General features: G+C 53.3%; 24 protein-coding genes. 2 read left to right on the forward strand and 22 right to left on the reverse strand.

Annotation, left to right across the window (positions count from 1 at the left end; translation table 11 throughout):
- The first annotated feature begins 5 nt into the window (after window positions 1–5).
- Window positions 6–491, forward strand: a complete 486-nt coding sequence (locus CAP31_RS03550; protein ID WP_087446276.1) for a YajQ family cyclic di-GMP-binding protein — start codon at window positions 6–8, stop codon at window positions 489–491.
- Between the two features lie 92 nt (window positions 492–583).
- Complete coding sequence (locus CAP31_RS03555) at window positions 584–1,021, forward strand: CBS domain-containing protein (RefSeq protein WP_087446277.1); 438 nt, start codon at window positions 584–586, stop codon at window positions 1,019–1,021.
- Window positions 1,022–1,089: 68 nt separating this feature from the next.
- Here CAP31_RS03555 and rsgA read toward each other — a convergent pair whose 3' ends face one another.
- The 22 genes from rsgA to CAP31_RS03665 all read right to left on the reverse strand — a co-directional run bounded on the left by rsgA (window position 1,090) and on the right by CAP31_RS03665 (window position 22,515).
- Window positions 1,090–1,965, reverse strand: a complete 876-nt coding sequence (rsgA, locus tag CAP31_RS03560; protein ID WP_189836635.1) for a ribosome small subunit-dependent GTPase A — start codon at window positions 1,963–1,965, stop codon at window positions 1,090–1,092.
- Window positions 1,962–4,484: a DNA mismatch repair protein MutS gene (gene mutS, locus CAP31_RS03565; RefSeq protein ID WP_087448241.1), complete on the reverse strand. Its 2,523-nt coding sequence runs from the start codon at window positions 4,482–4,484 to the stop codon at window positions 1,962–1,964. The genes rsgA and mutS overlap by 4 nt, the downstream gene beginning before the upstream one ends.
- Before the next feature lie 336 nt (window positions 4,485–4,820).
- Window positions 4,821–5,069: a hypothetical protein gene (locus tag CAP31_RS03570; protein WP_087446278.1), complete on the reverse strand. Its 249-nt coding sequence runs from the start codon at window positions 5,067–5,069 to the stop codon at window positions 4,821–4,823.
- 89 nt (window positions 5,070–5,158) lie between these two features.
- Window positions 5,159–6,280, reverse strand: coding sequence for a LytR C-terminal domain-containing protein (locus CAP31_RS03575; protein ID WP_087446279.1), 1,122 nt, complete (start codon window positions 6,278–6,280; stop codon window positions 5,159–5,161).
- A gap of 20 nt (window positions 6,281–6,300) precedes the next feature.
- A complete protein-coding gene (locus CAP31_RS03580) occupies window positions 6,301–7,242 on the reverse strand; it encodes a type II secretion system F family protein (RefSeq protein ID WP_087446280.1) in 942 nt (313 codons plus the stop codon).
- A 29-nt stretch (window positions 7,243–7,271) separates the two neighbouring features.
- Window positions 7,272–8,246 carry a type II secretion system F family protein gene (locus CAP31_RS03585; protein WP_087446281.1) on the reverse strand — a complete coding sequence of 325 codons (975 nt, stop codon included), beginning with the start codon at window positions 8,244–8,246 and terminating at the stop codon, window positions 7,272–7,274.
- Window positions 8,247–8,255: 9 nt separating this feature from the next.
- Window positions 8,256–9,617 carry a CpaF family protein gene (locus tag CAP31_RS03590; protein ID WP_223247350.1) on the reverse strand — a complete coding sequence of 454 codons (1,362 nt, stop codon included), beginning with the start codon at window positions 9,615–9,617 and terminating at the stop codon, window positions 8,256–8,258.
- 99 nt (window positions 9,618–9,716) lie between these two features.
- Window positions 9,717–10,883, reverse strand: a complete 1,167-nt coding sequence (locus tag CAP31_RS03595; protein ID WP_087446283.1) for an AAA family ATPase — start codon at window positions 10,881–10,883, stop codon at window positions 9,717–9,719.
- A 22-nt stretch (window positions 10,884–10,905) separates the two neighbouring features.
- A complete protein-coding gene (locus tag CAP31_RS03600) occupies window positions 10,906–11,475 on the reverse strand; it encodes a TadE/TadG family type IV pilus assembly protein (protein WP_087446284.1) in 570 nt (189 codons plus the stop codon).
- Between the two features lie 13 nt (window positions 11,476–11,488).
- Window positions 11,489–11,968: a TadE/TadG family type IV pilus assembly protein gene (locus CAP31_RS03605; RefSeq protein WP_087446285.1), complete on the reverse strand. Its 480-nt coding sequence runs from the start codon at window positions 11,966–11,968 to the stop codon at window positions 11,489–11,491.
- A gap of 2 nt (window positions 11,969–11,970) precedes the next feature.
- On the reverse strand, window positions 11,971–13,323 hold the full coding sequence (locus tag CAP31_RS03610; protein WP_157662639.1) for a pilus assembly protein TadG-related protein: 1,353 nt from the start codon (window positions 13,321–13,323) through the stop codon (window positions 11,971–11,973).
- 82 nt (window positions 13,324–13,405) lie between these two features.
- Window positions 13,406–13,723: a hypothetical protein gene (locus CAP31_RS03615; RefSeq protein WP_087446287.1), complete on the reverse strand. Its 318-nt coding sequence runs from the start codon at window positions 13,721–13,723 to the stop codon at window positions 13,406–13,408.
- Window positions 13,724–13,737: 14 nt separating this feature from the next.
- Window positions 13,738–15,225, reverse strand: coding sequence for a type II and III secretion system protein family protein (locus CAP31_RS03620; RefSeq protein WP_087446288.1), 1,488 nt, complete (start codon window positions 15,223–15,225; stop codon window positions 13,738–13,740).
- 93 nt (window positions 15,226–15,318) lie between these two features.
- Window positions 15,319–16,191, reverse strand: a complete 873-nt coding sequence (gene cpaB, locus CAP31_RS03625; protein ID WP_087446289.1) for a Flp pilus assembly protein CpaB — start codon at window positions 16,189–16,191, stop codon at window positions 15,319–15,321.
- Between the two features lie 38 nt (window positions 16,192–16,229).
- The gene (locus tag CAP31_RS03630; protein ID WP_223247351.1) at window positions 16,230–17,549 is read right to left on the reverse strand and encodes an ATP-binding protein; all 1,320 of its coding nucleotides are present in this window, start codon (window positions 17,547–17,549) and stop codon (window positions 16,230–16,232) included.
- Window positions 17,550–17,645: 96 nt separating this feature from the next.
- Entirely contained in the window at window positions 17,646–18,173 is a 528-nt protein-coding gene (locus CAP31_RS03635) for a prepilin peptidase (RefSeq protein ID WP_087446290.1), read from the reverse strand.
- Window positions 18,174–18,196: 23 nt separating this feature from the next.
- Window positions 18,197–18,388 (reverse strand): Flp family type IVb pilin, encoded by a 192-nt coding sequence (locus CAP31_RS03640; RefSeq protein WP_087446291.1) that lies wholly within the window; start codon window positions 18,386–18,388, stop codon window positions 18,197–18,199.
- A 179-nt stretch (window positions 18,389–18,567) separates the two neighbouring features.
- A complete protein-coding gene (locus tag CAP31_RS03645) occupies window positions 18,568–18,744 on the reverse strand; it encodes a Flp family type IVb pilin (protein ID WP_087446292.1) in 177 nt (58 codons plus the stop codon).
- Between the two features lie 233 nt (window positions 18,745–18,977).
- Window positions 18,978–20,309, reverse strand: coding sequence for a glycosyltransferase family 87 protein (locus tag CAP31_RS03650; protein ID WP_087446293.1), 1,332 nt, complete (start codon window positions 20,307–20,309; stop codon window positions 18,978–18,980).
- A 78-nt stretch (window positions 20,310–20,387) separates the two neighbouring features.
- Entirely contained in the window at window positions 20,388–20,921 is a 534-nt protein-coding gene (ampD, locus tag CAP31_RS03655; RefSeq protein WP_087446294.1) for a 1,6-anhydro-N-acetylmuramyl-L-alanine amidase AmpD, read from the reverse strand.
- On the reverse strand, window positions 20,918–21,256 hold the full coding sequence (locus tag CAP31_RS03660) for a co-chaperone YbbN (RefSeq protein ID WP_087446295.1): 339 nt from the start codon (window positions 21,254–21,256) through the stop codon (window positions 20,918–20,920). The genes ampD and CAP31_RS03660 overlap by 4 nt, the downstream gene beginning before the upstream one ends.
- Before the next feature lie 194 nt (window positions 21,257–21,450).
- Window positions 21,451–22,515 carry a hypothetical protein gene (locus tag CAP31_RS03665; protein ID WP_087446296.1) on the reverse strand — a complete coding sequence of 355 codons (1,065 nt, stop codon included), beginning with the start codon at window positions 22,513–22,515 and terminating at the stop codon, window positions 21,451–21,453.
- Window positions 22,516–22,540 lie beyond the last annotated feature (25 nt).

Here is a 22,540-nt window from a genome sequence, read left to right on the forward strand (position 1 = left end):
GAGTCGTGCCAAGTTTTGATATTGTGTCTGAAGTGGATAAGCAGGAAGTCAAAAATGCGGTGGAACAAACCAACAAGGAGGTTTCCACCCGTTTCGACTTCAAAGGTTCTGATGCACGTGTCGAACAAGCCGAATATGCGTTAACCGTGTTCGCGGATGACGAGTTCAAGCTCGATCAAGTGCAGGAAGTGCTGAATAACAAGCTTATCAAGCGCAGCATCGATATCAAATGCCTGGATTTCGGTAAAGTCGAAAAAGTGACGGGTAACAAAGTCAAACGTACCGTCACCGTAAAAACCGGCGTGGAAATCGAGCTGGCAAAGAAAATAGTCAAGGAAATTAAAGACAGCAAGCTGAAAGTGCAAGCCAGCATTCAAGGCGACACCGTGCGCGTCACTGGTGGCAAACGTGATCTGCTCCAGGAAGCCATCGCCCTGGTACGCAAGCAGGTTGCTGATTTTCCACTGCAATTCCAAAATTTCCGCGATTAAATTCGACAGTCGGATTGGCACTTTCCTTCCATAGCTGATTGGCTTCTGGTATGCTTGATGCTGGATGTAACCGTTTAGCATAAGGACACGAAATGATTATCCGTGACATTTTGACGATCAAAGAAGGTAATGAAATCTGTGCGATTTCGCCGAATCATACTGTAGCGGATGCTGTTGCGTTAATGGTGAAGCATGACGTAGGTTCACTCGTTGTACGCCAGGATGGCGTCATGGTGGGTTTGCTGACGGAACGCGATGTATTGCGTGGACTCAATCAGCATGGCGGCAATTTCATGACGCAAACCGTCAGTGGCATGATGGTCACTGAGCCGATTATCGGTAACCCTGACGATACTGTGGATTATGTTCGCGGCGTGATGACCGAAAATCGTGTCAGTCACCTTCCGGTGATGGAGGGCGATAATCTGCTGGGCATTATTTCCTTTCACGACGTCGCCCGCGCCTGTCTGAATGCAGCCGATTTCGAGAATCGTCTGTTAAAGCGCTATATCAAACATTGGCCTGAGTAATCCTGTAAAGACAGGATGAGCAGCATATCCGGCTCATCCTGCAATCCCCGCAATACCCTTCACTCCCGTTATTTCCCGATTAAACTTTTCAAGATATCCTGATATGCCGCCAGTCTCGTATCACTGATTTTGCCGGCCTGATGGGCAGTCAGTACCGCACAGCCCGGCTCGTGCGTGTGTTTGCAATTGCTGAACCTGCAATGGCCGATATATGGGCGGAACTCGATGAAAAGCTGGTCGAGTTCGTCCGCCTTGACGTGGTTCAGGCCGAATGCCTGCATGCCCGGTGAATCGATCAGGCGGCTGGTTGCGTCGAGCTGGTACATCTTTGCGCTGGTCGTCGTATGTTTGCCGGAATCCAGCGCAACGGATATGTCACCGGTAACCGAGTCTGCGGCCGGGATAAGCGCATTAATAAGGCTGGATTTCCCCATGCCGGACTGACCGACAAACGCACTGATCTTGCCGCGCAAATAAGGCAGCAATGCAGTGACATCATGATGGGCAGAGACGCGAACGACAGGACAGCCCAATGTGATGTATGCGCTGAGCTGCTGATAGGCCAAATCGGCCAGTTCGCCCAGATCGGATTTATTCAGGCAGATAACCGCCTCGATGCCGGCTGCTTCGGCAGCGATCAAACAGCGATTGACCAGCAGATCGTAATAGCTGGGGACGGGCGCGACGACGATGACGGTCAGATCCACATTGGCGGCGATCAGTTTGCTGCGGTGCGCGACCGAGCGATGCAGCAAGCTGGTTCTGGGCATCACGGTTTCGATGACGCCCTGATTCGGGCTGGTCAGCTTGAGTTTCACCTTGTCGCCACAGGCAACATCGCTTTGTCTGCCGCGGGTGACGCATTCGTACTGAGCATCGCCGGACTCTACCTGATAATGCCGGCCATAGCTGGCGATGACAAGGCCTTCGCGCAGTTCGGTCATGGTTTCAGCGATTTGAGCGTGTAGAGCATTTCCAGTGCAGCTTTCGGACTCAGGGTGTCGGGATCGATGCTGTCCAGCATATCGATCGCGGGGTGCGGTTCGGGTACGGATGCCGCACGGGAGAACAGGTCGGGCTGCTGGTCGCTATGGGTAGCGGCCTGCTCCAGTTCCACGAGCTTGCGCCGTGCCGCTGCGATAATGGGTTGCGGTACGCCGGCCAGCGCTGCGACTTGCAGGCCGTAGCTTTGATTGGCCGGGCCGTCCTTGACGCTATGCAAAAACACGATGCGATCCTTGTGTTCGATGGCTTCGACATGCACGTTGACGATTTGCCGCCAGGTGACGGGTAGCTGGGTCAGTTCGAAATAGTGGGTGGCAAACAGCGTATAGGCGCGGGTTTTTTCGGCTAACTGGCGCGCTACTGCCCATGCCAGTGCCAGACCGTCGAAGGTCGATGTGCCTCGACCGATCTCGTCCAGCAGAACCAGGCTCTGCGCGCTGGCATTATGCAGGATATGCGCGGTTTCCGTCATTTCCACCATGAAGGTGGAGCGTCCGCCCGCCAGATCGTCCGAGCTGCCGATACGGGTGAAAATCTGATCGATGATGCCTATCCGTGCCTGTTTGGCGGGCACCCAGCTGCCGCAACAGGCGAGCAGGGCAATCAGCGCAGTCTGGCGCATATAGGTGGATTTACCGCCCATGTTGGGGCCGGTAATCAGTAGCATTTGCCGGCTGCGCGACAGTTCGGTGTCATTGGGAATGAAATCGCCGATGCGACTTTCCACGACGGGGTGGCGGCCTGCGGTAATGGAGATAACCGCATCGTCTGTCAGTTCAGGCTGGCAGAAATTCAGCGTCTCGGCACGCTCCGCCAGTGCGCAAAGCGCATCGAGCTGGGCAAGGGCGGATGCCAGTTTTTGCAATTGCGGTACAGCCGGCAGCAATGACGACAGCAATTCGTCGTACAGCAGTTTTTCCCTGGCGAGGGCGCGGTCGGCTGCGGACAAGGCTTTGTCTTCGAATGCTTTCAATTCCGGGGTGATAAAGCGTTCGGCATTTTTGAGTGTTTGCCGGCGCCGATAATCTTCCGGCACATTGTCGGCTTGGGCGCGACCGATTTCGATGTAAAAACCGTGTACCCGGTTGTATTCGACCCGGAGCGTCGCGATACCGGTGCGCTCGCGTTCGCGCGCTTCCAGCGCGATGAGGAATTCACCGCTGTTGGTTTGCAAGCCGCGCAGTTCGTCGAGCTGGCTATCGTAGCCATCGGCAATGACACCGCCTTCGCGCAACACGACGGAAGGCTCGGTCCGTATGGCGCGAATGAGCTGCTGGTGTAACGCTTCCTGTGGGGCGCAGGCGGCAGTCAGTTGCCGGATCAGAGGGCTATTGATGCTGCTGAGTGTCTGCTGCAGTTCGGGCAGCCAGCCCAGCGTGTCGCGCAACCCGGATAAGTCGCGGGGGCGCGCGCTCGCCAGGGCGATACGCCCGCCGATGCGCTCGATATCGACACAGCTTTGCAGGCTGCGTTGCAACTGTTCGCGGCCATGCTTGTGTTCAATCAGATCGGCGATGGCGAGCTGGCGCTGACCGAGTATCTCGCGATCGCGCAAGGGATGATGCAGCCAGTGCCGTAGCCGGCGCGTGCCCATGCTGGTGGCACAGGTATTGAGCAAGGACAGCAGGGTAGGTGAGGCTTCGCCGCGCAGGGTTTCGCTGATCTCCAGATTGCGCCGGGTGGCGGCGTCCATCAGCACGAACTCGCTGTCACGCTCGATGATGAGGCCGTTGATATGCGGCAATTGGCCACGTTGCGTGGCTTGCGCATATTGCAGCAATGCACCGGCAGCACTGACCGCCGCATCCATTTGCGCACACCCGTACGCTTGCAAATCGTGCGTGGCAAATTGTTGACAAAGCAGTTCCTGTGCGCGTTTTACGTCGAATTGCCAGACAGGCAGCTCGCGCATGATTTGTGATTCTGTCAGGGCAGGGTACTGCGCTCCTTCAGCAATTAAAATCTCTGCCGCTGCGATGCGTTCCAGCGTTGCGGCTAACTGATTCGGCGCAATCTCGCTGACATGAAATGCGCCGCTGGACAAATTGAGCCAGGCCAGACCCAGTGTGGTATTGGAAACGGTAGCGATGGACAGCAACAGGCTGTCGCGATGATCGTCCAGCAATGCCGCATCAGTCAGCGTGCCGGGCGTGACGATGCGTGCCACGCGGCGTTCGACCGGGCCCTTGCTGGTAGCCGGGTCGCCGATCTGTTCGCAAATCGCTATGGATAAACCGAGCTTGACCAGTTTGGCCAGATATTGCTCGGCAGCATGATAGGGGACCCCGGCCATTTTAATCGGTGTGCCGGCAGTGGCGCCGCGAGTGGTCAGTGTAATCCCCAGCAATTGCGACGCTCGCACCGCGTCATCAAAAAATAGCTCGTAAAAATCCCCCATGCGATAAAACAGCAGCTTGTCGGGATGCTCGGCCTTGATGCGCAAATATTGCTGCATCATCGGGGTATGATTTTTGGCAGAAATATCGTGATCCGGTTTTTCGTTTGTTGAGGATTCTGTTTTTGCGGGTTCGAGCATGTGAGCGGCGTTCGGTTTTCAAGGCTGGATTATCTTCAGATTATGCCGCAAATTTGCGGTTCGCGTAAAACTGGTTGGTATTGGGACAGGAAGTCGATGCGGTGAGCTGGAAAGCAGGCGGACCTATGTGTATGGTTAAAATGTGGTTGCGGATCGAACTGTCATGCTGATTCGATAGACGGCAGAGGGCGGCACTGGCATGGCCATTATCAAATGGCCATGCCAGTGTTGCAGGATAGTTGAATGCTTCTGCCGGGTTTATTGTGCCGCGGGTTCTGCCGGTGCCATAGGAGCCATAGGCATAGGTGCTGGGGTATTTTTATTTGCCTGCAGAGACTCAATTTTCTTATTGAGAATCAGGACCTCCAGTTGGGTAGCGACCACGGTGTTATTGATTCGACTGATGCCAACAAGGGCTATCACGAAGGAGAGTAACGCGATAATAAACGTTACCGCTATCCATAAGCCTTGTCTTTCCGGTTCAATAATGTGCTTTATATCAGACATTTCATACCCCTTTGCATTTAAAGTTAAGAAACAAACTACTTACTACGGCCAACAAACAATATACTGATTCGGTGAAGAATCAATTATTGCTATCTCTCATTGAACGCAAGCCGGATTTTGTCCTGCTTGCCATCAAAAAAGGCGATATTTTCGGCAATGTTCCTGCCTAGAACGAGACGCACATTGATATTTGCGTGCATTCCGTCGTTTTGAACCAGACTGGCTTGTTTAGGCAAGCTTGATTGCAGGCGTTGCGCTTCCAGTTGATGACCATTTCGGTATTGAATCTGGGTAATCTGAACCCTGAATGGCTTCTGGTTGGTCAAACGCTCGGTGACATAACCCTGACCATGCAAAAACTGCTTAACTCTTTTTGCCATGCCGGTGACGCCATTGCCGTTTGCGATCTCGAGTTTGATCGGGCTTGTGCTGCGGGTATCAGCGCTTTGTATCGACATCACATGTTGTTCGTGCAATTCATACACATTCGGCGCGACCTGCACTGCTTTAACCTGACTTTCTACCTGCGGTATCGTAGGGGCGAGCGTCCGATTAATCACTCCACCAGGTAAGGCGAGAGATTGTGGAGCCGATGCCGCAACGGATAGGCCGGAATGGTCTGCTGGTGTTTGTGAGGCATTTCTGCTTGCCGTTTCGGGAGCAGTCAGGACAGTTTCCGTCGCCTTGATTGCCTTGGTGAGCGCAACGATCGAATCGGCATTGTCGCCAGCCTTGGCATATGCCAGACCAAGATTATTGAGCGCACGCTGATTTCCCGGATCCAGTTTCGCAGCTTCCTGCAAAGCGGTGACTGCTTCCTTGTTCTGCCCCTGCAAATAATAGGCATAACCCAGGTTGTTGTAGATATGCGCTGATTTTGGCGATTGCTGTACTGCAACTTTCAGTACTTCGATCGCCTCGGCATATTTGCCCTGCAGGGAGTAAATCACACCCAGTCCATTGCGGGCTTCCACGAAATTGTTATTGGCTGCCAGCGCTTTACGGTATGCCAGGGCGGCTTGCTCATAACGATTCTGCCCCTGGTAATAGCGTCCCAATTGATAATAGGCCCCGGGTTCCTCGGTGGAATTTCTGATGCTGGTGACGGGTTTGATCTGCCAGGCAGCCATACTGGATGATTGATAGCTGGTGCAGCCGCTCAGCAGCGGCAGGCAGCACATCGCAGGTAAAATGATTTGTTTGATACGCATGATCTATCTCCATTCAGGCGTTATTGCTGCCCTGTCAACGTCGGCAGCAGAATACGGTATATGCTGATAAATGCCGGTCCAAGCAGTACGAGCAGCATGGATGGGAAAATACAGAAAATCAGCGGGAATAACAGCTTGAGCGGTATCTTGGCCGCCGCTTCTTCAGCACGCAGGCGGCGCTTGGTACGCAATGTGTCGGAATGCACCCTGAGCGCATCTGCGACACTGGTACCGAAGCGATCCGATTGCACCAGCATCGCTACCAGCATGTCGACTTCTTCTACCCCGGTTCTCAGCGCCAGATTGCGCAATGCTTTTTCTCGGGTGTTGCCTGCCCGCAATTCGAGATTGACCAGATGCAGTTCTTCTCCCATTATCGGACTTTTCAGGCTCATTTCTTCGCCGACGCGCGCCAATGCGGCATCAAGTCCCAAGCCGGCTTCAACGCAGACAGTCATCAAATCAATCGCATCCGGGAAATTGTCGAAGATCTCGCGCTTGCGATTGCGTATGTGCCGCTCCAGGAACGCATTGGGCAGAAAATATCCAAACGCGGCCAGAAATACGATAACGGCAAGCAAGACGTTGGGTTTCAGGGCGGTACCGGCGATGGCGCCATACAGAAAGAACAGGCCAGGAAGCGCAAAGGTTAGAGCCGTCTTCATTGAAAAGAATAGTATCGGGGCGGTAGTGCTGCGATAACCGGCATTCATGAAACGGATACGCAGCTGCGAGTTTTCCCAGCCTTCCTTGGGAAGAGAAAGTTTGGCAAGCGGACCGGTGAGTTTGACAATGGTGCGGATCCAGGTCGATTCTTCGTGCGCGTGGGCTGGAGGACTGGAATCTAGCTGATGCAGCCGTGCATGCAGCAGATTCGGCGAAAACTGGAAGAAAATAGCCATGGCCACGCCGAAAACCGCGACAAAGATGATAATCAGGTAAATGATTTGTATGGAGCTCATGGTGATACCTCTTTATTTATTGTCGAACTTCAAATCCGTATTTTTATCACGCGCCACATCCAGAAAACGCCCAGTACCATCAGGCCCAATGCAACACCGACCAGCTTTATGCCCATCGGGTCGGTCCATAATTGCTTGAGGAATCCGGGGTTAAGGGCATTGATGGCAAACGCCAGAACAAAAGGCAGTGCAGTCAGGATTTTGGCCGATAGCACGCCTTCCGCCGATAGAACCCGAACCGTGCCAAGCAGCTTCAGGCGAGCGCGGATCAACGCGCTGATATTGCCCAGCAGTTCGGCCAGATTGCCGCCGGTCTCACGCTGTATCAGTACTGAGATCACGAAATAACGCAAATCCGTGCTGGGTATGCGGGTAGCCAGGTTGGTCAGGGCATCCTGTATCGAAATGCCGTAGTTGATTTCGTCAAAAACAATATGGAATTCACCTGCAACCGGTTGCGGCATCTCTTCGCCCACCATTTGCAACGCACTGGGGAAAGCATGCCCTGCCAGCATGGCGCGTGCCATCAGATCCAGCGCATCGGGTAATTGCTGTTCTATGGTATCCATGCGTTTGCGTTTGGCATTGACGACATAAAACCACGGTATTATTCCCAGCCCTATCGTTATGGCAACGCTCACCAGAATCGAAAGCCCCAGAAATATTGCAAACAGCGCCCCGCCCAGAGCCATCAGCAAGGAAATGCCGATAAAGCCGGCAACATGCAATTCCAGACCCGATTGCAGCAGCAATCGGTCCAGATGATGTATGCGCGGAATCCGCAGAAGAAGCCGTTCCATCGCAGGTGTTTTGGCGAGCAGGCGCTGCTTGGCGAGCGTGCTGCTTTGGGTCGTAGCGCCGCCCGCAGACATGGCTTGCAGACGACGTGCAATGCGCTTTGCTTCCGGGCCGCTTGCAGCATTCCATGCCAGATACACGCCCTCCAGAAACAGAACGACAGCGAGAAAGCCGAATACCACGAATAAATAATAGAGGTAATCCACGTGGATCTCCTACTCGTATAACTGGGTTGGGTCGAATAGCTCTTCGGGCACTTCAATGCCGCGTGTGCGCAGACGATCGACAAATTTCGGACGGATGCCGGTTGCGCGGAAATGGCCCAATACTGTGCCATCTGGCGCGACGCCAGTCTGTTCGAAGATAAAAATCTCCTGCATGGTGATGATGTCGCTTTCCATGCCGGTGATTTCCTGAATACTGGTTAATTTGCGTTTGCCGTCACTCATCCGCGCCACATGGATGACGGCGGTAAGTGCCGAGCTGATTTGCTGGCGCATGGTTTTAGGTGGCAGGTTGAGCCCGGCCATGCCCGCCATGTTTTCCAACCGGGTCAGTGCATCCCGCGGCGTATTGGCGTGAACCGTCGTCATGGAGCCTTCATGGCCGGTATTCATCGCCTGCAGCATGTCCAGGACTTCGGCACCCCGTACCTCGCCGACGATGATGCGGTCGGGGCGCATGCGCAGGCTGTTTCTTACCAGCATGCGTTGGGTGACTTCACCTTTGCCTTCGATATTGGGCGGGCGGACTTCCAGTCGAACCACGTGCGGCTGTTGCAATTGCAATTCAGCAGCATCCTCGATGGTGACGACCCGTTCAGAGGCGGGAATATAGCCGGAGAGGATATTGAGCAACGTGGTTTTGCCGGTTCCCGTGCCACCGGAAATCAATAAATTCACTTTCGCTTGCACTAATCCTTCAATGACTTGCGCCATCTCCGGCGTTAAGCTTTTCATTTGCAGGAAGTCGTCCATACGCAACGGTATGACTGCAAATCGGCGTATCGACAGTATCGCGCCATCAATCGCCAGAGGCGGAATAATGGCGTTCACCCGTGAGCCGTCGGGAAGCCGCGCGTCAACCATCGGGCTGGATTCGTCCACGCGGCGGCCGACGCCGGAGACGATCTTGTCGATGATCTTGAGCAAGTGGGCTTCATTTTCGAAATGGACGTCGGTTAATTCCAGTTTGCCCTTACGTTCCACATACACCTGACGATAAGTATTGACCAGAATATCCGACACGGTGGGATCCGCCATGAGCGGTTCCAGCGGTCCCAGGCCCAATACTTCGTGCTGAATGTCGCGTACCAGGCTTTTGCGTTCGGCATCGTTGATCGCCAGCGTTTCTTCTGCGAGCAGACGCTCCACCATGGTTTTTAATTCTTCGCGTAATTGCTCCGGCGACATGGTTTCCATCATCGCCAGATCGACACGGTCAAGCAGTTTGCGATGTATGCGTGTTTTCAGCTCGCGGTATGATTTCCGTTCCACGAATCCGGATTGCGGGGTAGCTACCGGAGCTACAGCCGTATCATTTTTTATGTCTTCCAGCCTATCTCGTAGCGACATCATTCGACTCCTTTTTCAAGCTTCATTTTGACTGCGATGATGCTGCAATCTCAGCGTAACGTTTTTGCGCACTGTCCCTCATATGTAGCGATCTGTTCATTATCAATGGTGCAGCAAATGCGACAGCCAGCCGTCATTCTTTGGCTGATGAGTATTGCCCATGGTATAGGCTATTTCCTGCAGGGATTTTGTGACCGGATCGCGCTGAGCGATCTTCATGATCGGTATGCCCTGATTGACTGAGGCGGATACGGCCGCAAAGCTGTTGGGAATGGTTCTGAATACTTTTATTCCCAGTGTCTGTTCAACATCTTCCAACTGGACTTCACCGCCTTTTTCATAGCGATTGACGATCAGATGTATTTTGTCCTTGCCGTAACCCAGCGCCTGGAGTGCATGGAGCAGGCGTTTGGCGTCGCGAATGAATGGCAGCGTTTCCTGCAATACCAGAAAAATCATGTCGGTATGATCCAGCGCCATCACGGTAGACGCATTGAGCGCCCGGCCGATATCCAGAATGACATAGTCGTATTGTGTTCTGGCCAGCTCAAGCAGCGCTTCGATATGCCTGGGCTTGATTTCTATCGCATGCTCGGGGTCCTCGGGGGCCGCCAATACGCCCAGATTCGGTAATACATGCAGCATGGACGAAGCCAGAAATGAGGCATCCAGGCGTGCAATATTGTCGGCTACATCGGCCAGCGTGTTGGTGGGTATCTGATCGGAAATGAACAGCGAAGCATCGCCGAATTGCAGATTAAAATCGAGTAGCGCCACTTTGCTGGATTGTCCTGCTGCCAGAATATAGGCCAGATTGCTGGCGAGAAAAGTCGCGCCGCTGCCGCCTTTGCAGGCAATGAATGCCATGGTTTTGCCGTGTTTGTGATTGGTTATCGCCAGCGTACTTTTTTGCTCAATGTGCGCCACGGTTGCCCGCAGTGTTTCCGGCGCCACAGGTAATGGTAAAACGTCCTTTATCCCGACATGCATCATGTTGATTAGAAACTCGGATGAAGGATCCTTGCACAGCAAAACGATAGCCAGGCCAGGCTGGAGCAGGTTTAATTGTTCCAGCGTTCTGAATTCCTCTGCTCCCGGGCATATGCCGTCAATGATAATCAGGTCGGGAATATCCGCACCATGATCTTCTGCCAGTAACTCCAGGCCGCCATCAAGCAGCGTGATCTGCCGTTGCGGATGCTCCTCCATCAGAATCTGGCGAATGCTGTTCGCATGTGTCTTATTGGCGGAAATAACATTAATTTTCATTTTATAAGCTCTTTTATTCTGATTATAGAGAATAGCCCATACTCTCTGCCGGCATGACTACGGTTGATGCCGGTATCGCAATGTGCAGGAACGAAAACAATCCGATCATGGGCTGGTATAGCACAGGGTGGGTGCACGGCAGCTCGTCTTCCGCGCATACTTCAGCCAGGACGAAACGGATGCAGCTATTGCTTCGGGTGGCGTCCAGGCAGGCCGAGATGTTGTCCTCGGGACTGGTCGGCATTGCACCGGAAGGGATTTCTACCGTCGGTGAACTCAGATAGTGGATGTTGATTTTCGTGCTGGTGATCTCGTTGCCGCCAGGTAATGTCGGGTCGCCGTTGGCACCGGAATGAAAAACAGCATCTTTTTGCATAGTGGTGATCTGCCCGGCAGTAAACAGACTGACGACCGCTTCGCGCGCCGCTGCGCGGGTTACTTCCTGTACCGTATTGCGTACATAGAGAAAGCGTCCGAACTCGATGATGCCCAGCAATAAAGTAAAGAACACGATGGCGATCAGGGCGAACTCCACTGCAGCCACGCCTGACTGCGGTTCTTTCAATCTTGTTATCAGTCTGCTTGCAATCATGATGGCACCGTCCTTATTTCATATAGCGCATTGTTGTATAAGGGGAAAGTGTGCGCGTATAAGAGGTTACCCCGCCTTCCGGCAAGAAGAAGGGAATTAAACCGCCTATGGTGATGTTATAACCGGAAATGGCTACCGTTACGTCCGTGGGCGCTGTACCGTCTGTGCATGCGCTCGGCAGGCAGGTTACCGTCACATTGGCCGTTGTGATCGCAGGCACAAGGGCGGCGGCGTTGGCTTCGGCTATCACCAAGTCCTGCGCTGCGGGAACTCCCGCGCTTGCAATCTGGTCTTTGGATACCGTCGACATATAGCGCGCGCCGTCGCGAGTGGCTTTGTCCAGCGCGTTGTAATACCAGAAAGCCCGGCCGAATTCGATAATCCCCGCAACGATGATGAGCAGGAAGATAATGACGAATGCAAACTCTACGGCAGCTACTCCGCGCTGCGTCAGTTTCAGGCTGTTTCGTATGTCTGAGCGGATGGTATTCATGATTATCTGTAAAGCTTGATATCACTAGGTGGGAACGGTGTTGGCAACAGCCCGCCGAATTCTACGTATATTGCCTTATCGGTAGGCTTGTCCGCCTTTTTCTGCATGAAAAATTTGCCGACACCCATTACCGTGGCCGGTCTGCATACGCCGCCCGCCGTCGAGCAATCGACAATGACTATATTGAGAACACGTCGTCCTGGTTTCCCAGGGTGCGCTGGAGAGGGGGCTTTAAAAAAATTGCCGCTGGTCTGGGCGTAAGGTGAAGTCTCCGGGTAATTCGTGGCATTTTCCTGACCATCAGGCGGTGGGAGCTTATATAGCGTTGGCCATTGTGCAACAGTAGCGCCAGTGGGGCGATAGGCCGACCAGAGCACGCCGTAATTAAAGGGTACAGGAGGAGTGGTAGGCGTAAAAAATGTTGGTCTTCTATTATAAAGCACGGGTCCCCAAGGTTGGCCGCTGTCGGTAAAAGTGATACTTTGCTGTTTAGGATCCGGATCCATCCAATCTTTGGGCGAACCGGCGGGATTACTGTCGTAAATGTATTCTTTAATATTGGTATCGGGAGGAGCAGTACCAGGATCGCATTTGCTTTGAGGAGGGTAGCTGTCAAATCTGGAGTCCAGTGCTGCAAGCTGGGGATCGGATATCCCGGTATTGGTGTTGACTGTCTGACCCACGATAGGCGTGTAACCTATTTTTCCGGTACAGACGTAAGGCAGGGTGTCCGTCGTGTTGGTGGCTGAACAACTGCCTGGCGTTGATGATTCCGGATCAAGCCAGTACATCGTACCCGGTCCGATCGGGTTGGCATCACTGACTTTATAGGATATGCCACGTTCGTACCCCAATTCATTGGTCGTGCCCGGGTCGGGTAATTGGCAGATAGCGATGGGCGTGATATCGACTTCGTATTTCCCAGCAACCGCCAGCCCGTAAGTGGAAGTGTTTTGCGGGCCTGCGGGGATCGCGCGCATAAACCAGGTACGCAGATCGCCGGAAGGAATCATTACTTTCAAAAAGGTTTTGCCGGCGGCCAAGGTATCTGTGGTAATGCTGCTGGCAGGCGACATGCAGCTATCCTGGGGGCAGCTGCCGGCGCTGATATCGCCGATGCCAATCACTACCGGATGGGTAAAATCGAAATTGTTCTGACCTGCGGTCAATATGGCTCTATTCACTGCCTTGGTAATGCCCGCGGCCGTTCCATCCAGCTCCTTGGCACCACTAAGCGCCGCGGCGTCAGCTGCATTTTGCAGTTCGGTTTTTGTGATGTATAAATGCCCCAAATCCAGCACCAGACCAAGCAAGCCTATCAGAACGAACAGGGAAAGCCCGACAATGATAGCCACCGCGCCTTGCTGGCGGTTTCTGAAACCAGTCGTACTGTTCATTTCGGCTCTCCTCGCTCCTCATGCGGCAGACTGCTGGATATCAAGGGGTGGTACCCGTGCTGGTGCTCGTACTTGTGCCTGTGCCGACGCCAATGGCGAATACATTGGGTTGTGCGGGTGGGCGCTCATAGGATTTATGGTAGCGATCTATGCTTGCATTAGCTGCCTGGCCATCTATGCCAGCCACCGGGTCCTTGTTCTGGGAAGCGTCAGGGTTGATGATCTGCTGCGCTTTTGCCGTGTTTAGCGCTTCCCCGAATTTTTCATCCAGGTGTGGCGTTGGCGCTACACAGCCTGCCATTAGCGTAGTGGACACCAGCAAAGCCGCGAGCTTGAAATCGAGTATTGTGTTTTTCATGATGTTCTCTCCTTCTATTTCATTTCAAAGCCGGTGGAACCGCTTTGTGGTGCAGGCGGTGCAACGGTCGTGGCAGGCGCTTTGGTGTCAGCAGGCTTTGCAGCATCGGCAGGTTTGCCTTCCATCTTGCCGCCGAGGAAGAATTCGCTGCGGCTGGGTTCTATGAAATTATCCGTTGGCAGTTTGTAGTCCGGCGGTAACGGCTTGACCAGGTGCGGGGTCACTACGAACATCAGTTCGGTCCGGTCGTTCTGGAATCCGCTGCTGCGGAACAAGGCCCCAAGTATGGGTAATTCGCCCAATCCCGGGAATGCCTTGACGTTCTGGGTGACATTGTTTTTAATCAGGCCGCCGATGGCGAAGCTTTGGCCGTCAAGCAGTTGTACGGTCGTGGAAGCGCGGCGGGTGGTGATGGTGGGGAGTATGCTCGAGGTGTTGCCTGACGTGACTGTCGTGCCGGTCGTCGACAGTTCCGATACTTCGGGTGTTACCCGCAGATTGATACGGCCGCCTTCGAGTACCGTAGGGGTGAATTTCAGGCCTACGCCAAATTCTTTTTCTTCCAGCGTAATCGTGGTACCGCCTACGCCCGTCTGAGGGACCGGGATGAAGATCTTGCCGCCGGCCAGGAATGAACCTTCCTGCCCGCTCATGGCCATGATGGTGGGTTCGGCCAGGATTTTTACCAAATCATTATTTCGTTGGGCATCAAATGCAAGGCTGTTATTCGCATCATGGATGAAATTGACATTCCCTCCCAGCCCGCCGACAAGAAACGAAGAAATAAAGCTGGGGCTCCAGCTTGGCCCAAAGCGTTGTGCATTGTATTCGGCGCCTAATTTATCGACCAGCGTTTTGGATACTTCGGCTACTTTTACTTCCAGCATAACCTGTTGAGGTGATGAGACCTGCAGCAGGTTGACTACTTTCTTGCCGGCATACGCCTCAGCTAATGCCAACGCCCTGTCCACCTTGACGGCATCGGAGACGACACCGGTCAATACCAGCGAATCGGCTGCGGCGTTGACCTTGATGTTTTTCTCTCCGGGCAGTAATTGCTGGAGTTTGCCCTGTAGTCCACCGGCATCCATACCGACGGAGACATCCACTACTGTAGTCTGCCCGTTTTTATTCCACACGATGATGTTGGTCGAGCCAACTGATTTTCCTAGCAGATAGATTTCAGTCGAACTGAGCAGAATCACATCGGCTACAGCAGGATTCCCTACGGAAATCCTGGATGCAGGCGTGGGAAGTCGTAGCAATGTGGATTTGCCTATTGTCGCATTGATCTGAGGCGCCAGTTCGATGGTGCTGCTCACGGGCGGTATTTTACTGGGACCGGACTGCTTTGCAGTCGGTGCGGATTTTGTCGTTTTCTTCGTCGCAGCCATGGCTGTCTGGGTCGATAGCGACAAGGAGAGCAAAATGGCAGTGCTCAGTATCAGCGCATGCCGGTTTGACTGGGAAAGCTGACTATTCTGAATTTCTTGTTGATTCATGATTGAAATCCCCTTCATGTCGTGATGATTCATTGGTTGTCAATCTGTGTGCTGTCCCGAGTGCCGGCCAGTACGAGCAGAAATCCGTAGCGACTAAAATTCATGAGCTGATTCCTGGGTGCCTTTAATGACCTCAACTTTTTCCTTTGGGGCTTTGTGGACTGGCGCACGATAAACAATTACTTTTTTCACCACTTTTTTCTCGACAACTACCGGTTTCGGTGCCGGAGCGGGTGCTGCTTCTGCTTCTGGCTCATTTTGGCGTTGCAGCATGTTGGTCTTGTTGGCGCCCTCCGTCGTTACCTCGCTGCTATCCATCTGATTGCGCAGGACCAGCGACAGGGTGCCGACACTGCGGGCCAAATCGAGTTTTTCGGCTTCTTCGGGTGTGACTTCGAGGGTGACTGCATTGACCACTTTGGGCTTGGTTTCATCACGACTGGCTTCTTGCGCTACCGCCAGCACCAGCATGTGTTCCAGCACGATCTTGGAAATGATCTTGTTTTTGCCTTCGCCCTTGATGTTGTCATCTTCGGTATTTACCATGATGTCAACGTAATTGCCGGGGAGCGCAAATCCCGCTACGCCAATGACATCATTGACGCGAACTGTCATGGCGCGCTTGCCTTCACTGATGACGGCAGACAAGCCGCCTTTCGTGCCCAGCGGGGCAAGCTTGGATTCCAGTATGGGTTCGCCGCGTTGCAGGCTGACTTTTACCACACGGGAATCCAGGGCTTTAGGATCCTGTATGGCGCCTTGCGGGACGCTGCCGTTGGGCCAGTCCAGCAATTTGAGCATCTGGGGAGTGAGTGGCGTGCCCAAATCGATATCATTGGCAGCCACTACGATCTTGGTGGTGGCTACACTGGCCTGTTCTGTCATCCAGCGTGATGCCAGTACCACCGCGCCTAATCCGACAGCGACCGAAACCACGATCATTATTAATGCTCTTGGATTCTTCATCACACATTCCCCTTCATTTATGCATTTTCAAGCAACTGTTAATCGTGTGTGAAATAGTTATTCCACGCCCAATCGAGTAATTCTTCGGATAATCTCGGTTCTATGCCTTCATAACGCGCGATATCTCTCACCTGTTCGAGAATGTCCCTCGGGATGCACGCGAATAGAGGTTTTCCTGTTTTGTAGTGAAGCTCGCGCAACAGGTAGCTAATGCCCGCTTCGTCATAGGGGATTTGCAGTTCGTCACACACCTGGCGTGCAATTGCGCGATATTCGCCTTCATCCAACGGGCCAACGTATATCTTGTAGCCGAGCCGGCGCAGAAACGCATCGTCAGCCAGCTTGCTGGGCGGCATGTTGGTGGAAAACACCACGATCACATCGAATGGGAGAATGAATTTTTTGCCGGTATGCAAGGCCAGATAGTCTACATGCCGGTCAAGCGGGACGATCCAGCGATTCATGATGTCGATTGCCGGCGTCAATTGCCGCCCCAGATCGTCAATGATCAGCAGGCCGTTGTTCGCCTTGACTTGTGGGGGAGCCTGGTAGAATCGGGCGCTTTCGTCAAAGTCCAGATCCAGCATGGATAAGGAAAGCTCACCTCCGGTCTTGATGACGGGGCGATGGCACAAGACCCAGCGGTTATCGCACGACTTTCTGCGATCCAGTTCAAGTACAATGCCTTCGTTTAGCGGCAATGCCGGTGTATGGGTGAGAGGGTCGAATACCTGGATGACTTCATTGTCGACCACGATGGCGTGGGGAATGGCTACCTCATCCGACAGCAAACCCACCAGATGTTCTGCTATGAATGTTTTGCCGCTGCCCGCCGGGCCGTATATGAAAATTGCGCGCCCCGAATTCATGGCTGCGCCGAATTGTTTAAGGATGCCTTGCTTCATGACCAGACCGCTGAATGCCTGCGCCAGTTTCTCGCGGGTCACTCGCATCGTTGCAATCGATTGCTGATGTACCTGGTCGATGTAGGCATTCAGGCTGACGGGAGCTGCACCGGCATACTGGTTTTTTTGCAGGAAGTCCTGCGCACGCAGGCGTCCCAATTCGGTCAGGTTGTAGATGGTCGCGGTTTCGGTTTCACTGCTGCGAGTGACTTCGCACAAGCGTTCGGTGCGCATGAATGCGAGCAAGGGTTCGAGTACGCCGATAGATAGCTTGGAATGCTGGGCCAGATCCATTAGCCGTAACTGACCGCGCAGGAACAGGATTTTGGCGAGCAGTTCTACCAGAAACAGGAAACCGAGTCCCGTCTCTTCAACGGTGTATGGCTGGCGTGGCAACTGTGCTTTACGCCGTTCGATTTCCAGTGCGTCATCTTTTGATTTGCTTACCATCATGTCCGTCCGCTCTTCAGTTGTTGTTATCAGCAAACTTCATTTGCTGCAGATTCTGCAGCTTGATGCAAAAGTGTTTTTCCGTGCCCGCCTTATTCCTTATTCAGTATGTCGCCAAATGAGATAACCCAAAGTACCTGCGGTAATGGCGACTGCGTATGGTAACTTGCCTACCGACACCGGCAAATCATTCATGTTGGGTGTCTGGCCTGCGCTTACTTTCACAACGGCACCAAGTAACATCAGTTTTACGTTCTGTAACAGGCGAGTCACCATTCCCATGCGTATTGCAAAAGCCAGCGCCATTACGCCGCCGGCGAGAAACGTGCTTAATATCGCCATTAACACGTCAGTCGGGCCCAGAAATACGCCAACGACCGCCATCAGTTTTACATCGCCAGCGCCAAGCGTCCGCATCAGATAAAAGGGCAGCAGCACCACCAATCCTATAATGCTGCCTTCCAGTGCGCTGACGACACCTGCCATTCCATTCAGCCATGCGCTCAGGGATACGCCGATTATCCAGCCGGTCAGAATGAGTGCATTCGGAATGCGATGACTGCGCACGTCATGCCATGTGGCTAACGTTAACAAGCTGATCAGCATTCCTATATTTAGCTCATCCATTCGTTTTTTCTTTTATCTTTCATTCAGGCGCAGCTTGACGGGTTTGTGACGCAGCCGGCAACCCTGTCCCACAGTGCCTGAAGCGTATTGCCCAATGCGGCTATCGCCCCAAGAATAACTACTGCAATCAGCGACGCTACAAGCGCATATTCGATTGCCGTCACACCTGACTCGTCCTGTAGCAGAATCCGTAAATCAGATTGGATGCGATGCATAATTAATCCTTCGCATGTTTTTCTGGCGCTTTATTCTTCAATGATCGCTTATGTTGTTTTTTCGACCGTTGCGCAAGACATATCCAGTCTTGTGCAGGTAATCGCAACACTGATTACGCATAGGGTTAACGTATTCGAGCGCCGTTAACCCCACCGTCATCCAATACCGAATGCATTAATTACGTCGTTAGTTTCGAGGCGACAAAATTGAATACATTACTTAAGTTAGTGCCAACTGCTGTGACAGCAGCAATGATGACCACTGCGATCAGCGCTGCAATAAGGCCGTATTCAATAGCCGTTACGCCTTCTTCGTCTTTCCAGAAACGCTGCATCCCGTGAATTAGATTTTGCATGACACCTCTCCTTATTTAATTAAAAAACACGCCCGGCCAACTTACGATACTTTCGGGAGAAAGTATCGTTGGTTTCAATATAGGCTAGATTTCGGAGTTTGCAATTGATAATTGTCAATTTGCAATATTATTCAAGGGGAATATATTCTATCGTGATTTTTGCGATAAGAACCCGTCATTCCCAAGGCAAATTTGTGAGAGTGGGAGAATGGGGCAAACGGATAAGGAGCGCATCAAGTGCCGGCCTTGTGCGTGATGGCAAAGAACGCGCCGATTATCGCGTAATACAAAACCAGTATCAGAAAAGCGGATAGCAGATGTGCGCGTTCCAGTGTCATGGTGTCGGTACCGGCTGCATGTTTTCCTTGCAATATCTTATTGGCAGCAATAAGCAGACAGCCCAGTCCGAGCAGTGCGTAGAAATAGTAGGCAGACAGGGTGAATGCGGTCTGGCTATTTTCTGCTGCAGGGGTGAGTAATTGCGAGAAGCTGCTCGCCAATAACGTCAGTAAAAGGGGGAAGTTGAATTTCCATGTCAACTGGTAAGTATGTGCCAGGCGGAACAGTACGAAAAACGGAAGCAATAATAAGGGAAAATAATACATCCAGCCCAACGGAGAGATAAGTAGGGCGGCGACGAGCGTAAATGAAAAACCGAGGTCGGCACGCACGTCGGGCGCGAGTTGCTGAGTGCGCCGCAACAGCCAGGCTAGCAATATAACCAGCGTTGCCGCCAGCAGGTAGTACAGGGTCTTGCCAAGAAGAGGCGCGTCTATCAGGGGTATGTTCTCTGAACCGCCGAATATGCGGCCGAAAAATCCATAAGCGGACGCATTCCAGTTGGATGACTGCCAGGTGACGCTACCGAGTGCCTGTATGTAATTCTGATAGGAATCCAGCCCGAGTGCCGCCAGACCCAGCAACCCGCTTGCTGCCGCCGTCGCCATGAACCATATTGCTGGCCGCCAGCGGCGTTGCAATAAAAAATAGATCAGGAACAAGCCCATAAACAGTTTAATGGCGAAAGCCAGCCCCAGCAGTATTCCGCTTAAGCGCTCCTGTCCTCGCCGCTCGGCTAGCCAGCCGCCTGCCACCAGCATGAATATCAGCAATGCCGCTTGCCCGATCAGGATATTGGTAAGCGTGGGAAAGTAGGCGAATAGCAGGATGAGCACGATCAACGTGTAATCGGTATCCTGTCTGTTGTCAGCTCGCTGGAGCAGAAGGGCACCAATAACGCCGAAACCCAGCGACAGCAGCGACCATATCGTGAATGCGGCTTGATAGGGCAGCCAGCCGAGAGGTGACAACAGCAATGTAAAGAACGGCGGGTTGAGGTTGGGGTGCAGCGTCAGTCTGCCGGTGTGATGCGTATTGATCAGATTGAAGGCATTGAAAGGTACAGGAGTATAGATGTCCCTGCCTTCCAGCAGGAATTGCAGGGAGGCATAGAATACGGCGAAATCGGAGCGGTAAGTTGAGACGTAATAAATAACCAGCCCATAAATCCCTGCAAGAACAAGCAGCCAGCCAAGCAGACTAATACGAGTTGTCGAAATTTTCATTCTGTCCCCTGGGTGAGTTCACGTTTCTATGGCGGCGTTGCTAACGAATCGAGTATGGCTGCCGTCCGTTTGATTAGTCTAGAATTCGCAGCGTCTCCAGTCAAAATACGGTCCTGGATCAGTTTTGCGCCCCGGTGCAATATCGCTGTGTCCGGTAACGTCGGTGATCGGATAAACGGCTTGGAGTGCGCCGGTAAGCTGCTGTAATTGCCGGTATTGGGCGTCGGTGAAAGGGGTGTTGTCATCCCCCTCCAGTTCGATGCCGACCGAAAAGTCGTTGCAGCGCTCCCAGCCCTGCCAGTTGGATACGCCGGCATGCCAGGCGCGTTTGGTGCAGGGCACGAACTGGATCAGCTCGCCATCGCGGCGAATGAGAAAATGTGCCGAAACGCGTAGCTGGTGGATCTGGGCATAATAAGGATGTGTCTGCGGGTTTAGCCTTCCGCTAAAAAGTTCGATGATGCCGTTGCCGCCGAATTCGCCCGGCGGTAACGAAATATTGTGGATCACAATCAGCCTGACATCGTCAGCGTGTGCGCGCCAATCGCAGTGCGGTGATGCGATAAATCTCGCCGGAGCGGCCACGCCTTGGTTATCGATTTTTATCTTCATGGTTCCTCATGCGCAGGCTGTGCAAGCGCCTCGCGAATCGCATCGGCAAGCAAGGCCGGCGTTGCTTCAGCGTGCAGCGGGGCGTGAAACTTGCCGTTGACGAACAGGAACAGGCTCGGCAAATGGAAAACGTCGTATTCCCGTGCCACTGCCGTGGCCGTCTGTACATCGACTACATGGCAGTGCTGCAATAGCGGGCTGCTGAATGCTTCCAGTAAGCGCAGCCAGACGCGGCAACTGCCGCACCCCGGCGCGCTGAATAAAACCAGGCTCACGCCGTGATTATTTGCCAGTCGCGGATGGAAATCAAATTCGGACAATGGCGTAACTTGCATAGGTTATTTTACCGGGATTGTGTATGGTCCTAGAAAGACACGAAATGCACAAAAAGACTTCACAATTCTTTATGGGCGGCTTTCAATTGCAGACGGATCGGTGTTTTTATCGCGTGACCTTAGCGTGAATAATGTTTTATAACCAGCACACCCATTCATCTTTTTTCGTGTCTTTCGTGGACAAGCCTTACCGGTTATTTAATTAGCGTCAGTACCCGTCCCATTGCTCCTGCTTGCGTATCGAGCCAGTCTCGCGCCTGGCTGGCGATTTTCGCACCATGGGCAGGGTCGTCAATCAGCGTCTTGATATGCGCGAACAATTGCTCGTTATCGCTGCCTGCCAATACTGCACCGGCTTCGATTGCCGCTGCGATCAACGGCAATTCTCTGTGCGCCGGGCCGACCAGCACCGGCTTGCCGTGCAATATCGGCGACAGGATATCCGGTGCATTTTTGGCATCCGCATGCAAGGTGGCGCCTGTCACCACAAAATCCACACAAGCGTAAAACGCCGCTAGCGGGTGCGGTTGTTCAATATAATAGACGCGCGTTTTGATCGGCACGAACGAAGTCGACAAACGCTGATGGCGTATGGTTTGCAAGCGATACTTGATGGATTCGCGATAGACCGGCTCGCAGCGTTCGGGGTCGCGTGGCGCGAGCAGCATCAGCCCCATTTTGTGCCGTATTGCCCGGCTGAACAATGCGTACGCGAGGTCTTCCTCGTTTTCGCCCGTTGCTGCGAAATACCCTAGCCAGCGACCGCTCTCATGCTGTTCCTTGAAGCGCTGGCATAGGCCCGTATCCACGGTTACGGTTGGCAGGCTTTCCAGTCCTGCCAGCGGGTCGCCGGTGACTTCGGCGTTACTCAGCACGCCCGCCTGCGTGGCGGTGACTGCCTGGCAGCCTGCTTCGGTTGCGCCGCTGTCGCGGGCGTTAATCCAGAAGCGGGGACATGCCAGCGCACTGAGCAGCGGCGCATAACGACCAGCCAGGCCGAGTGCAATCACGCGTTGCGGCTGTATTTTATGAAGGCGCGCAATGGCGGCAGCCGAATCTTCCGGCAGTATCGTGTGGGGTAAGGCAGGTGCAGTGACCGGTGTGTCGACCAGGGCAATGGCGATATTGTGAAATTTGGCCTGTAATGCTGCAATGAAAGCATCCGCCCGGGCCAGGGTGGCGGCATCAGTTATCAGCAAGCTGCTATTGACCACGTCTGCGGGTAACTTGTTAAAACCTAAAAAATCAAACAAACCCATGATGTGCCTAGTGAATTGGTGTGGT

Source organism: Sulfuriferula sp. AH1, from assembly GCF_002162035.1.
Taxonomy (GTDB): domain Bacteria; phylum Pseudomonadota; class Gammaproteobacteria; order Burkholderiales; family Sulfuriferulaceae; genus Sulfuriferula.

What these genes read in the sequence shown, in the direction of transcription:
- CAP31_RS03555 (WP_087446277.1), top strand. Translation starts at nt 584, where the DNA reads ATGATTATCCGTGACATTTTGACGATCAAAGAAGGTAATGAAATCTGT.
- rsgA (WP_189836635.1), bottom strand. Translation starts at nt 1,965, where the DNA reads ATGACCGAACTGCGCGAAGGCCTTGTCATCGCCAGCTATGGCCGGCAT.
- mutS (WP_087448241.1), bottom strand. Translation starts at nt 4,484, where the DNA reads ATGATGCAGCAATATTTGCGCATCAAGGCCGAGCATCCCGACAAGCTG.
- CAP31_RS03570 (WP_087446278.1), bottom strand. Translation starts at nt 5,069, where the DNA reads ATGTCTGATATAAAGCACATTATTGAACCGGAAAGACAAGGCTTATGG.
- CAP31_RS03575 (WP_087446279.1), bottom strand. Translation starts at nt 6,280, where the DNA reads ATGCGTATCAAACAAATCATTTTACCTGCGATGTGCTGCCTGCCGCTG.
- CAP31_RS03580 (WP_087446280.1), bottom strand. Translation starts at nt 7,242, where the DNA reads ATGAGCTCCATACAAATCATTTACCTGATTATCATCTTTGTCGCGGTT.
- CAP31_RS03590 (WP_223247350.1), bottom strand. Translation starts at nt 9,617, where the DNA reads ATGATGTCGCTACGAGATAGGCTGGAAGACATAAAAAATGATACGGCT.
- CAP31_RS03595 (WP_087446283.1), bottom strand. Translation starts at nt 10,883, where the DNA reads ATGAAAATTAATGTTATTTCCGCCAATAAGACACATGCGAACAGCATT.
- CAP31_RS03600 (WP_087446284.1), bottom strand. Translation starts at nt 11,475, where the DNA reads ATGATTGCAAGCAGACTGATAACAAGATTGAAAGAACCGCAGTCAGGC.
- CAP31_RS03605 (WP_087446285.1), bottom strand. Translation starts at nt 11,968, where the DNA reads ATGAATACCATCCGCTCAGACATACGAAACAGCCTGAAACTGACGCAG.
- CAP31_RS03615 (WP_087446287.1), bottom strand. Translation starts at nt 13,723, where the DNA reads ATGAAAAACACAATACTCGATTTCAAGCTCGCGGCTTTGCTGGTGTCC.
- CAP31_RS03620 (WP_087446288.1), bottom strand. Translation starts at nt 15,225, where the DNA reads ATGAATCAACAAGAAATTCAGAATAGTCAGCTTTCCCAGTCAAACCGG.
- cpaB (WP_087446289.1), bottom strand. Translation starts at nt 16,191, where the DNA reads ATGAAGAATCCAAGAGCATTAATAATGATCGTGGTTTCGGTCGCTGTC.
- CAP31_RS03630 (WP_223247351.1), bottom strand. Translation starts at nt 17,549, where the DNA reads ATGATGGTAAGCAAATCAAAAGATGACGCACTGGAAATCGAACGGCGT.
- CAP31_RS03635 (WP_087446290.1), bottom strand. Translation starts at nt 18,173, where the DNA reads ATGGATGAGCTAAATATAGGAATGCTGATCAGCTTGTTAACGTTAGCC.
- CAP31_RS03640 (WP_087446291.1), bottom strand. Translation starts at nt 18,388, where the DNA reads ATGCATCGCATCCAATCTGATTTACGGATTCTGCTACAGGACGAGTCA.
- CAP31_RS03645 (WP_087446292.1), bottom strand. Translation starts at nt 18,744, where the DNA reads ATGCAAAATCTAATTCACGGGATGCAGCGTTTCTGGAAAGACGAAGAA.
- CAP31_RS03650 (WP_087446293.1), bottom strand. Translation starts at nt 20,309, where the DNA reads ATGAAAATTTCGACAACTCGTATTAGTCTGCTTGGCTGGCTGCTTGTT.
- ampD (WP_087446294.1), bottom strand. Translation starts at nt 20,921, where the DNA reads ATGAAGATAAAAATCGATAACCAAGGCGTGGCCGCTCCGGCGAGATTT.
- CAP31_RS03660 (WP_087446295.1), bottom strand. Translation starts at nt 21,256, where the DNA reads ATGCAAGTTACGCCATTGTCCGAATTTGATTTCCATCCGCGACTGGCA.
- CAP31_RS03665 (WP_087446296.1), bottom strand. Translation starts at nt 22,515, where the DNA reads ATGGGTTTGTTTGATTTTTTAGGTTTTAACAAGTTACCCGCAGACGTG.